11 protein-coding genes are annotated in these 11,625 nt (G+C 40.4%); all 11 read right to left on the reverse strand.

All coding sequences use genetic code 11. The features are described from left to right. Window positions 1–116: 116 nt before the first annotated feature. The 11 genes from OR1_RS20610 to OR1_RS05840 all read right to left on the reverse strand — a co-directional run bounded on the left by OR1_RS20610 (window position 117) and on the right by OR1_RS05840 (window position 11,437). Window positions 117–1,136, reverse strand: a complete 1,020-nt coding sequence (locus tag OR1_RS20610) for a hypothetical protein (RefSeq protein WP_052440278.1) — start codon at window positions 1,134–1,136, stop codon at window positions 117–119. 11 nt (window positions 1,137–1,147) lie between these two features. Further along, window positions 1,148–2,713, reverse strand: a complete 1,566-nt coding sequence (locus tag OR1_RS21405; RefSeq protein WP_082002824.1) for a glycosyltransferase family 4 protein — start codon at window positions 2,711–2,713, stop codon at window positions 1,148–1,150. 113 nt (window positions 2,714–2,826) lie between these two features. Continuing rightward, window positions 2,827–3,846 carry an FkbM family methyltransferase gene (locus OR1_RS05805; RefSeq protein WP_052440280.1) on the reverse strand — a complete coding sequence of 340 codons (1,020 nt, stop codon included), beginning with the start codon at window positions 3,844–3,846 and terminating at the stop codon, window positions 2,827–2,829. 232 nt (window positions 3,847–4,078) lie between these two features. Continuing rightward, complete coding sequence (locus OR1_RS05810; RefSeq protein WP_052440281.1) at window positions 4,079–4,951, reverse strand: glycosyltransferase; 873 nt, start codon at window positions 4,949–4,951, stop codon at window positions 4,079–4,081. 54 nt (window positions 4,952–5,005) lie between these two features. Beyond that, the gene (locus OR1_RS05815) at window positions 5,006–6,259 is read right to left on the reverse strand and encodes a hypothetical protein (RefSeq protein ID WP_041970604.1); all 1,254 of its coding nucleotides are present in this window, start codon (window positions 6,257–6,259) and stop codon (window positions 5,006–5,008) included. Next, entirely contained in the window at window positions 6,256–6,780 is a 525-nt protein-coding gene (locus OR1_RS23220) for a glycosyltransferase family 9 protein (protein WP_082002825.1), read from the reverse strand. The genes OR1_RS05815 and OR1_RS23220 overlap by 4 nt, the downstream gene beginning before the upstream one ends. A 4-nt stretch (window positions 6,781–6,784) precedes the next feature. Then, a complete protein-coding gene (locus OR1_RS21960) occupies window positions 6,785–7,462 on the reverse strand; it encodes a glycosyltransferase family 9 protein (RefSeq protein ID WP_152609821.1) in 678 nt (225 codons plus the stop codon). Window positions 7,463–7,755: 293 nt separating this feature from the next. After that, window positions 7,756–8,490 carry a glycosyltransferase family 2 protein gene (locus OR1_RS05825; RefSeq protein ID WP_237754242.1) on the reverse strand — a complete coding sequence of 245 codons (735 nt, stop codon included), beginning with the start codon at window positions 8,488–8,490 and terminating at the stop codon, window positions 7,756–7,758. A gap of 2 nt (window positions 8,491–8,492) precedes the next feature. Continuing rightward, complete coding sequence (gene glf / locus OR1_RS05830) at window positions 8,493–9,635, reverse strand: UDP-galactopyranose mutase (protein ID WP_152609822.1); 1,143 nt, start codon at window positions 9,633–9,635, stop codon at window positions 8,493–8,495. A 4-nt stretch (window positions 9,636–9,639) separates the two neighbouring features. Then, a complete protein-coding gene (locus OR1_RS05835; protein ID WP_152609823.1) occupies window positions 9,640–10,572 on the reverse strand; it encodes a hypothetical protein in 933 nt (310 codons plus the stop codon). Window positions 10,573–10,606: 34 nt separating this feature from the next. Further along, a complete protein-coding gene (locus tag OR1_RS05840; protein ID WP_041970612.1) occupies window positions 10,607–11,437 on the reverse strand; it encodes a hypothetical protein in 831 nt (276 codons plus the stop codon). Window positions 11,438–11,625 lie beyond the last annotated feature (188 nt).

Consider the following 11,625-nt stretch of genomic DNA (forward strand, 5'->3'; position numbering starts at 1 on the left):
TGAACTACTAGATATAATGTTTTGCTCAAACGATACCTATGCGAGAATGAGCTAAGGTTGTTGCCTGGAAATGTCTTGGAGCCTTGGAAGTTTGCGATCAAATGAGACGATTCCCTTCACCGCCTCAACGCATCCAGGATTTTCCGCAGAGGGGCGGTAATGCGCCAGGAGAGGGAGGATTGGAAATCATTAAAATGTTTCTTATCTCGTTCAACTTCAAAGTTCACCGCCTCTAAGGCCACTCTCAATCGCTCATTTTCTCGAGAAAGACACCAGCAAACTCTACTTTGCTCGATCAATTGTCGCCGCATCGATCCAAACTGCTGAGTACCTATATGAACCAGTTTACTGTCATTTTGTGAACGATCAAAAATAATCGGCTCTGCACCATTGAGAATAAACTGCAGCACAACAAAACTGAAGATATTGAAATCCCTGTTTACATCTCCTTCTAAAATCTCGCCATTCAGCGCTTGGGCCAAGGGTACCGAATCTGATAAGGCTTTGAGCTCTTCGGCAATAATGTGGCCAAAGCGGTAAAACAGGTCAGGTGCCCACTTGGTTTCATGTTTCAGATGAAATGCAACAGGCGAAATCAGCTCTTTACAAGGAATCCCCTTTACCAAAGGGACAACAGGCGCCCAGTAATCCCACCATGGTGCACCAAGACAGAATTCAGATGGCGGATAACAAGAAAGTACAGATCGGTCAAGGAAAAAGAAATCAAAACCAACAAAATAGATTTCCCCATCAGTATCTTTCTGCTCACCAACATCTATACGTGATCCAAAGAGAAACCCACCTTTCGCTTCCCTCGTAACAACATCCTTAAAATCCGTACACTGAACCAGTTGAATGTCGGAATTGATTATTCCACAGATATCTGCTCCTGTTTCAGCAAGCGCCATGCAAACATCGTCGAAATAGATATACGGCTTGCCGGTCGCAGCTTCGGCAGTTCTGTCGGCAGTAACAAATTTGACCGTGGAAAAACTCGATTGAACCACCTCGATTTCTGAAGCAGAATTTATCGAAATTACCTCGAAACCCAATGACTGCCAGTTGGAAATTGAAGACTGTTGGAGTTCAATATTGCGTGGGGCGATGCTGGTGGCGACTACACAACGTGACATCATCGGTTATTATCCTACGCCTTTCTAAACAGGTCCTGGAGTTTTCTCAGCGGAGCGGTTAATCGCCATGAGAACGAGTTTCGTAACGAGTCAACTTCTCCCACCAGTTTATGAATCATTTCCTCTTTCGTACTATCTCTTTTTTCGATAACGCTCTGGTAAATCTCAGGCATCGCTCTTAGAAACGCATGAAACATAACCTTGTGCCGAATCGTATCAAACACAGGTCCACATTCCATTTTAACCTGATCGAACTCTTTACCGAAACTTCCTGTATTATTCATTGTCCGAGGCGCACGTGCAGAGGTGTTGAGCAGATCTTCAAATAAAGCGATGTAACGACCGGCCTGAATTTTGGGACTATACTCTCCATGAACTAAGGCTGTGGATGCAGCGCCCAAACGCTCTCGCAAACTTCGATCCATTACAAGCTCAATCAACCCATGCGCCATAGCGACAACATCTCCAGTCGGAACTAGCCTACCATTCATCCCGTCTACCACTACATCGTGAATGCCGCCGGTATCAAAAGCCAGCACCGGCGTGCCGCATGCCATTGATTCTAGCATCATGTTCGGAAGGTTGTCCTCAAGAGAAGGCAGAACAAAGATATCCGCGGCCGAATACGCTCGAGCAATGAGGGCATCGTCGTTCACAGTTCCCATCGCCTTGTTGTGCAAACCAAGTTTTGAGATATCTGCTGTCAACGGGCCAAGTGTAAGAATAGTAATCCTATTGTGACTTATCATATCTTCAATAGGAGGAGAATCCCTCATCATTGCGATTGCAGCTTCAAGTTCAGCAAAGCCTTTGCGTTTCTCGTTACTGGTATCGGCGCCAAACATCAGGACAATATTTTGTGGATCAATACCTAAAGCTGTCTTCGCCTCATCCTTTGATGTCGCTGCAAAGATGTCGGTCTCTATGCAGTTTGGGATCACCTCAATACGACAGCTCTTGAAAAGTGAGCTCTTACGTGCACAATTAGCAAGCCAATGACTCGGCGTAACTATTGTCAGAGGGTAACCTTCGAAAAGTTCAAGTTTGTCCTTTAATATGGCATTTGGGAGGGAATGTGGGTCACTGGAAAGTTGAGGGCAGTCCTGACATTCTCTGATATAACAGTCACAACCGGCTGAGTAATGACATCCACCCGTTAATGGATTCATGTCATGCAGAGTCCAGACAACAGGCTTCCCTAGGTTGAATAATTTATGGATAGTTGCAGGGGTTTGGAACCATCCGACCCAATGGAGATTAATTATATCTGCAGACTGGATAAATGAGGTTGAAGTTATATCTATGCCTGGATAGGAAAACGAAAAAAGTGTATTACTGAGATTAGTTCTTGATGCATCAATATAAAAACGCTGAATAAGCTTTCGAATGAAGTAATTCTGGTCAAATTTATCATCTACTGTATAGCCGCCAGTCTCATGTACAGAAGGATCAGGAGAACTCTTACTCATCACAACCATGGTGCTCTCGACAGAATTGCCCTTCAAGGCGCAGTGCAACCTGTTGGCAGCCCTTGCTGCCCCGCCTGAAATGTCAAAAGTATTTACAATAACTGATCGCAATTTTGTTGCCTTATTCTGTTTTGTCCCTCAGCAGATATTACCCTGCCATGAGATCGTTTGTTTCCGACTTCTCAGCCCTTAAAATCAACTTCAATTACAACAACTTCAACTCGTTAACCCATTTTCCGAGCCAAGAAAGATAGCGGGTGTTGAGTATCTTGGAGATCCTTTAAATGAGCAAAAATTGTACTGAAATAACGTCGGGGGATTAAGTTTATCATTGACGTGAGCATACCGCTCTTTATAGCGGTGCCCGTGTCGTTATTTCTATGTAAGATCCATGGCAACTCACTACTGGTTAACTCAGTATATTCCTCAGTAGACAAAACCCCTAATTCAGTAAACCGTCTAGCTGCTTCTACCCCGAAAGAATAACAACCATGATTAGCATATATGCAGAGCGCCTTTAACGCTTTTTCTCTTGTAATCTCTGTCAATTCATATAATTCCGTCCTGCAATAATCGCGCAGCCAAACTGCTTCGCACCACAACATTTCTTCATTACTTGTAGTTCCTGAAAGACTATTCTTCCTTGATACCCTGTGATTGGGATTAATATCGAAAAGGCCAAACCCCATAGAACGCATATAATTTGCAATTTGATCAAATGTTGTTTCACCTATATAGTTTTCAGTGAAACCAGTTTCTGTTTCAATAATAATACATTCCCGTATTATTTTCTCTGATGCTTTAAGTATCGGCAGCTCTAAACCTTGGGTGTCCAATTTAATTGCATCTATCCCGTTGAAATTTTTAAGTTCCTCCACATCCTCAAGTTTAACTGCAGAAATCACTTCAGTTCCTTTTACTTCAAAGAGATCTGAGTAATCGAATCTCCTCAACCAAGGAAGGTTTGGCTGAAGGAGGGACCAACAATAAATACTGTTGGTTTTATAAAGTGTGAAATCTCTATTCTCTCCAGCCATTGCGTAAGGCAGAAATTTTTGAGATAAAAATCCGCTGTCCTTATTTTCTAATTTTGAGCATTCTTCTTCATTAGGGTCGAAGCCTATCAGGTTGGTCAGATGTGCAAGTGGTTTCCAGTAGTTAGGCACTTCGCCGCTTGCACCAAGATCGATAAGGTTAATGCCTCCACCTAAATCTTTAGGTGTGATGGCTGAAAGTTTAATCATTCTCTCCTCCTATGTCGGCGAGATGGTTCGTATAAGGCGAGGGCTTGCAATAGACTCAATATTTGCTTTAAATTCTGCTACAAATGCCCTGAAATCAAGGACTAATACAGAAAAAGTTTCCGCAATAAATTATTTTGTTTAACTAACTAAATTAATTACCCATGTTAAAGTGATAGCAAAACTAGCACAGCGACCATCGCATCGCATTTACAAAGCTAAAGAGTGGGCGGGTTCAAAAATAATAATTGATACACCCTAATACTCTGTATTTAAAGACTTTAAAATAACTTCTTGTTTTTTTATATTCTTCAGCGATCAATAAATAGTACTTGCTCCGTATCTTCTTTATTTTTTTAGAATAGCTGATGTTTTCACAAAAATGCTGCTGAAGAATTTCATATGCTTTTAAAATATAGAGATATTTATTCAATAGAGTAATTGCATACCAGCTTCCTTGACTATGCATGCGATAGCACCCCATGACTTCATTTATATAACCAATATTGCCATTCTGGGCTGTCAAAATATGCAGAGGCCAATCTGACATTCTTAGTTGAGTAAACCACGGAGGCAATTTTGGCATTGCGGATCTGCGGTACATAACAGTACATGTTGCGATATAGTTGTACTCCAGCAATTTCTCCAATGATGTTATTTGAGGAAAGTCATCCGGCAAGAAAACCCGTGAAACATCCTCTTCTTCTCTATACTCTATGGCATTATTAAAGCATATCGAACATTCCTTGTGTTCGTCCAGGAAATCAACCTGCTTTTGCAGCTTATCACTTCCCAGCCAATAGTCGTCTCCATCAAGTAATGAAATATACTCCCCTTGTGCTTGACTTATTACATTAATTAGATTCCATATGCCAGTAGGCTTTCCATCAATATATATGACATTAGACCTGTCATTCAATAAGACACGAATTATACCAGGGTATTTTGACTGATATTGTTTTACTATTTCCCTGGTATTGTCGCTGGAATCATCTTCTCCAATAATTATTTCAAAATCAAAGGTTGTTTTCTGATCCAAGATACTTTCTACAGCTTGAGCTATATATTTATCATTATTATATGTAGTAACACAAACACTTACTTTCATAGCATGTCTCTTTTAATCAATACTACTGATATATGTTCAATTGTCCCAATGACATTATTGATGACGTTGCGACAGCGTTTGTTGAATTATATTAAGCATTTGCTTAATAGTTAGGCAGCAAGCAAATATTACTATCAGATAAAAGAGGTAGTAATGTCTAGGTACATAATGTTGATGAACACCTGCATGTTGAATCATAGCGATTATCCATGCGTTTGAGATTATAAAACTTGCAGCTACTGCGATAACTTCGTTTTCTAACTTAATTACACTCTGTTTAAAATACATTTTATTAATCATAACAACGGTAATGATGCAAAGAAAAAAAACCAGCAACACACCGAGGAGATAATATCCAAAAAATGCTCTGCGGTAAGGCAGATCAACAAAGTAATGAGCTATGACCTTTATGCGAGAAAAGGCCATTCCAGAGTCCAATGTTTCTCCAATGCTCCTTTTGTGAGCTGCCTTAAACATGTCGGCAAAAGCACCGCTAATCCCACCGAAATAGAGAATATTTTGCAGAAAATGCGCTGCATGGGCAATCATAAAACCAAGCCCAGGAGCAAAAACCGTAGAACTAACTGAGTTTTTTTTGATAAGACAAATAAGAGGTACATTCCTGTATAGAAGCAAAAAAGGAACTGGTAAAAGTGCCACAAGAAAAAAGTAATCAAACGATAGCCACCCTTGCAGGAATCCAAGACTAAGAAACAAGTATCTATATCCCCTGTCATATTTGCCGAATTTCACGGCATACGCCAGCAGCGCAAACATGATCAATAGGAGTGAAAGTGCATTGCCCTGAGCATGCAGACCTAGCACCATATTCCAGTATGTCGGCACCAAACAGACAAGGGTAGTCATTACGACAGATACGTACAATCCTTCGGTGAGAAACATGAAATATCCGAAGATTGCGAGCGCTAGCAGCGATAGAAGCATTGGCGTATACCTTAGTTTATGGATGCTGCCATGCCCTAGAAGTTTGAAATTGAGATACCCTAACCATTCCGGCCCTGGTGGATAATGGGTATATATAGAAGGTCTGTCAGGGTTTTTCTTTACGCCGTTATCAGGGAACTTGTTTCCATATGCAATATCAGCAAGCCCGTAGGTGCGGAAAAACCCTTTTTCAAATAAATACTCTGAACCCCGAATTGAATTGGCTTCAGAAAATGGATCCGCAGTTTGACACAAATTATCCCCTACTGCTTTCAACAACTTTAATTCAGTTGTCGCGACAATGCCAATTAGCACGGATATGAATATCAGGAATTTATATAAATCTTTATGTGAACACTTCATCTTGATTTACCTAACTTAAGGTAGGACTCCTTGTTACCATTAATGACAGCAGTTACTTCTAAGCTACTAAAACATGTATTTGGGTTGTCATACAAGCAAGAAATACAGATGTTCTCCCCGTTGCAAGGGGGGACTTCTGATACATGAACGCAAGGAGAACACGGGACTTTCCTGTAATATATGCTCTCGATCAACCCTGGAAACGGTTTCAATCTCGTTGCAGGATCGGTGGGCCCCCAGAAAGAGGTACACTGGACCCCAAGAATTCGAGCGAAATGGAGCAGACCGGAATCTATCCCTATAAACTCATCGCTTGTTGCCAAAAATGCAATAGATTGATTAAAAGTTAATTTACCACAGTGATTAATATAGGTTGGTCTGTCCGATAATGTTCTGCAATACTGAATAATATCTTCTGCTGTCTCAAAATCAGATTCGCTCCCCAAGAATATTATCTCAATGTTTCCGGTCCGATTAAAGTAGTTATTGAGTGCAATTCCCCATTGTTCCTTTTTCAGCATCCGCTCACGCCCCAACTCTGAACAGGCATGGCCAATCGCAATGCGATACCCGTTTTTTTTCTTCCGCTTCAGAATTGGGCAAATTTCTTCTTATCAAATCACCGCACTCAGCCCATTCAGCAATGGGTGCGTCAAGCAGATGGGCAATCGCTTCATAGAAATAAAAAGAGCCTGAATATCTGTTGAAAAAAATCAGATGTGAACAAATATGCTGCCGCCAAAAAGTGTTTTCCAGGTAAAACCCTATCCGGTTCCGGGCGCAGGTAAGAAGGCCGAAAACGGTCGTTAGGCGACTGTAAACCTCAAGATCTATGACTGTATCTACCTTGAAATTTTTAACCAAAGTTGAGACACCAGAGGTAAATAAATGGAAAGGAGAACGATCATCAACAGTTAATATTTCATCAAAAATCCCCAAACAGGCAGCGAAGGGGCGCACTGAGCTAGTGCACACCAAACGGAATCTACACTCAGGATACCTGCGTCGCAAACCTAGCAGCGCAGGAAATGCAATCACCAGGCTCCCTCCCCCTTGCATCTTTATGAAACAAACATCTTTATGAAGGACTGGCGCATGATCTCGACGTAATATTGCCCCCAGGAACATGGTCGGCAACTTAAATAACGCAATCAGTGCCCCACCAAGCAGATAGTCAATACGCTTTTTATATCTTAAGTTCATTCATTTCCTTCAAGGTAATTAAATCCACATTTCACCAATTATTATGATGCATTCCAAGATGGCAGTTATCGTAATGTTAAAATAACTATTTATTGTAAATTTATGCGTGCAAATGGCTATCTAAAATACATAAACCATGGCTGATTCGATGTGGCTGGCTCCACGCGCCCTACCGGGCTCACTAAAAAAAACCGATTTCATTTAAGAAACCGGCTATGGGTTTATGAGACGCCAGAAATCAAGACAATGAGAACTGGGAAGTACATGCAAATTTATTTTATTATAAATTAGTTTCAAATACAACACGATGCCACTCTTTGCTTTGGTTGCTTTACTCTAAAACTAATTGTCTGAAAAAGTGACAGAATTGCAGCTTTCCATAATCGCCACTTTACTATTGAAATTACCCCTGTTTTCCTTCCTTCATGGGGTACTGGCAAGTTAATAAATTTATGTCCTGATGCTGCTATCACTCCAGATATTAGGATATTAGGAGCAAAGGTGTTCAGAGGAATTTGTTTTATGATTTCAGTTAGGATAGAGCTGCGAATCAACCGATAAGGAGTATTAACATCTACAACTCCTTGCCCAAAAAGAAGCTTTACTGTCATTCGTGATACAGAACTGATATACTTTCTGCCAATATTCTGCTGACGCCCTATGCGGCAGCCAAATAATGCTACGTATCCTTCTCTCTGTTGCCATAGACTATTAAAATTTGAATGGCTCATTTCGTTATCACTGTCAACCTGAAAGATCCATTCAGCGTGCTGCACTGCAATGCTATAACCTTCAAGAATTGTCGGGCCATGCCCGCTATTTGCCTTATTAATAAAATCAATGCGTGGATTATTAGAGTAATACTCTAGTTTATTTGCTGTTTCATCCGTGGAACCATCGTTGAGTACAATCATTTGAAAATTAATGCCAAGCCTAGTCAACTCATCATTCCAAGCATCAACTACCTGACAAATACATGCCTCCTCATTATAAACCGGCATAACAAGAGCTAACTCACAATTTTTCATTATCACGACTCTTTCCTTATTCTGGTGTTAAAAATTTCGAGCGCTGAGGCTATGGATTTATCCATATCAAGATAGCGGTAACTTCCCAGTCTCCCGCCAAAAATAACATTTGTTGCCATATCAGCATCAGCACGGTAGAGAGCAAGAATTTCTCTGTCCTGAATTGCGTTAACCGGGTAATAAGGCTCATCATTCAAATTGCAAGTGCGAGAGTACTCGCGGGAAATAACAGTTCGATCCTCTGGGTAAGGGCGCTCATCATGAAAATGCCTAAATTCGTGAACCCGGGTAAAAGGAACCGTATCATCAGCATAGTTCATGACCGCTGTCCCTTGATAATCCCTAACATTACACACTTCTTTTTCAAAATCCAAAGTTCTCCATCCTAGACGTCCATACTTATAGCCGAAAAAACGATCTATTGGACCAGTATAAATGACCGTACATTCAGGAGGTATCTGTTCTCGTATCTCGAAGAAGTCAAGACCCAGCATTACTTCGACATCAGGATGATCAAGAATCCGTTCAAAAAGGTGGTGATATCCGTTAAGAGGGATTCCTTGCCAAGGGTCATCAAAGTAGTCACTTTTATAAGAATATCTTACGGGCAGACGTGTAATAATGTCAGCCGGCAGTTGTTTGGGGTCCGTCTTCCACTGTTTGAGAGTGTAATCCCTAATAAAAGCATCATACAGCGGACGACCAATCTGATAAATTGCCTTTTCTTCGAGGTTTTTGGCATCAATAATCCCTGAGCTTTTAGCCTCATCGGACAAAAGCATTGCTGCTTCAAATGGAGTCATTGTTCGGCCGTAGAAGTCACAGATGGTGGCAAGATTCACAGGCATCTGATAGATTCTACCCCTGTAATTTGTCAAAACGCGATGTCGGTAACTGTTGAATTCAGTAAAACTGTTTATGTAATTCCACACTTGCGGGTCAGAAGTATGAAAGATGTGAGAACCGTAGCAATGACACTCTATGCCAGTAGCCGGATCGGCAATAGACCAACTGTTTCCACCGATGTGAGATTTTCGGTCGACAACCAAGACTCTTTCACGCAGTTTACTAGCAATACGTTCAGCTATTACAGCGCCGAAAAATCCGGCTCCAATAACTATGTAATTTAAATTATTTAAATCCACAAAATCAAATCCCAAGCGTTATTTTATGGTTATTTTGAGTCTTGTCTTTCAGTACGTAAACATTTATCCCTTTAATTGTTTGAACCATAAAGTAATCACGAGCCACAATTCTTGATATTTCTGGAAAGTTGTGCATACCTCTTTTTTTCGCCCTGTCTATAAAAGGAAATTGTCCGGGAGTAACCGTGTCTAGTATAATTTTAGGTTTTGATTGCTCCAATTCCCGAGCATAACTGGCGGAAAAATAACTCTGCAGGCTTTTGAAATGTCCACTATTAAAAACATCCATCGGGGTCCGTGTAGCCATTACTAGATTTGATTTCACATAATAGGAAAAGGACCAACCCCATATTGACATTTTATCTCCCGGGGAAGTATATGAGCTTATTACAGACACAACCTCATCATTGTTGAATGCTGTATATTCTTGCTTGAACTTATTAACAAGTTCTTGTCCAAAAAAATACTTATGATTGTGAGATATTTGGCTAGCCGCCAGAATTAGCATAAAGATGGCATAATGTTTCATATTAATAATACTGCCGTTTATATGATAGTATTGATAAAGGCAAATACTCACTGCAGAGCATAATGGAATAATCAGAAAAATAAAATAGTGGACATACCCCTTACCTGGCGTGAATACTGCCGCACTACTTCCAAATAAAAGAAGTACTGAAAACAGGATAGCCCAGTGAGGTTGTAATAATATGTTACTGCTTTCGCTCAGTTCGTCAGGTGAATGTTTGATTTTGACAGCGGCATGTTTCAGCAAACTAATTTTACATAGCATTAGAACTACGCACCCAATAGTTATTACAATAATGGAATACATAATATTGAAGAACCAGCCGGTTACTTCGTTTACCAAGCGCAACCCCTTTAGAAAGGGAGCAAGCTTACCGCCAGAACCTACATAATCAAAGGCTGCCTTCACATATCTCACATAAAAATCAGTTATCAGATTAAATTTATATAGGTATATAAGATGCAAAATAGAAAAAACGGCTTACCCCTAATCCGCAGCATGCAATTATAAACATTTTATTGCGGTTATTGCAGGGGATGCAGATAACCATTAACAAAATACCTAGTATAACAGTTGCAACTACTGGCACTGATTGCAATTTTGCATATGGCATGCAACCTAGTACAAAACTAGCCCCAAAAAGGTAGTAGAACTGTCGTTGTAACGAAGATCGAGATGCCCTCCCTATAAAATAACAAGCCAATGCCGTCATAAATACCAATGGATATTCACCGTTATATGCCTCAAAATCTTCATGGTTCATGAAACATACAAACGTTATCATCGGTATCATGGATATTCGGGCATAACGTTCAGTAGTTAGGTCCTTAAGGAACAGGTAGGTAAGGCTCATGCTTGCTGTTAAAAGGATAATTACCATAGCCTTTGCTGATCCAAAATCAATTTTAAACCCTAAAACATAGGGGAATAACAAGGGGAGGGTTACAAAAGGCCCCCGCGTCGGATTTGCTACAGATTTCCAGTAAATCGGATCGGTTAACAGTGTAATTGCAGAGGCGATTTCTTGCGCTTCATCTGGATTTTGCTGACCACGCATCAAATACGGCCACCTGAATACTACTACTACGACCGAAATACATACGATAACCATAGTTGATGTATAGCTACCGTTACGATTGTTTTTTAGTGCAAACCAAACAAATAATCCATATGCCAAGATATCTAAAACCCAATACAAAGAAATCATGGTCGAGTTTGCTTCAGCTATACTGTATATTATTGCTGACAGGCTTACATAGTTATTAAACCCCATAAGTGGCACATCCTCATCCCAACGAATGATTTTTACACTTTAAAACAAAACTGTTCTTTTCCTCACTAATATCCTAAAATATTAAAAATACATTGGCGCAATATATTTCTTTGGGGCAGAGACAATAATCGACAATTTTGTTTATTCTTGAAAACTTCACGAATGGATTAAGATCAGGTTACGATGAA

This window comes from Geobacter sp. OR-1 (assembly GCF_000813145.1).
GTDB lineage: Bacteria > Desulfobacterota > Desulfuromonadia > Geobacterales > DSM-12255 > Geoanaerobacter.

Coding starts and splice junctions, on each gene's coding strand:
- OR1_RS05810 (WP_052440281.1), bottom strand. CDS start 4,951: ATGAAAGTAAGTGTTTGTGTTACTACATATAATAATGATAAATATATA.
- OR1_RS05805 (WP_052440280.1), bottom strand. CDS start 3,846: ATGATTAAACTTTCAGCCATCACACCTAAAGATTTAGGTGGAGGCATT.
- OR1_RS23220 (WP_082002825.1), bottom strand. CDS start 6,780: ATGCTGAAAAAGGAACAATGGGGAATTGCACTCAATAACTACTTTAAT.
- OR1_RS05815 (WP_041970604.1), bottom strand. CDS start 6,259: ATGAAGTGTTCACATAAAGATTTATATAAATTCCTGATATTCATATCC.
- OR1_RS05840 (WP_041970612.1), bottom strand. CDS start 11,437: ATGGGGTTTAATAACTATGTAAGCCTGTCAGCAATAATATACAGTATA.
- OR1_RS20610 (WP_052440278.1), bottom strand. CDS start 1,136: ATGATGTCACGTTGTGTAGTCGCCACCAGCATCGCCCCACGCAATATT.
- OR1_RS05825 (WP_237754242.1), bottom strand. CDS start 8,490: ATGAAAAATTGTGAGTTAGCTCTTGTTATGCCGGTTTATAATGAGGAG.
- OR1_RS21960 (WP_152609821.1), bottom strand. CDS start 7,462: ATGAACTTAAGATATAAAAAGCGTATTGACTATCTGCTTGGTGGGGCA.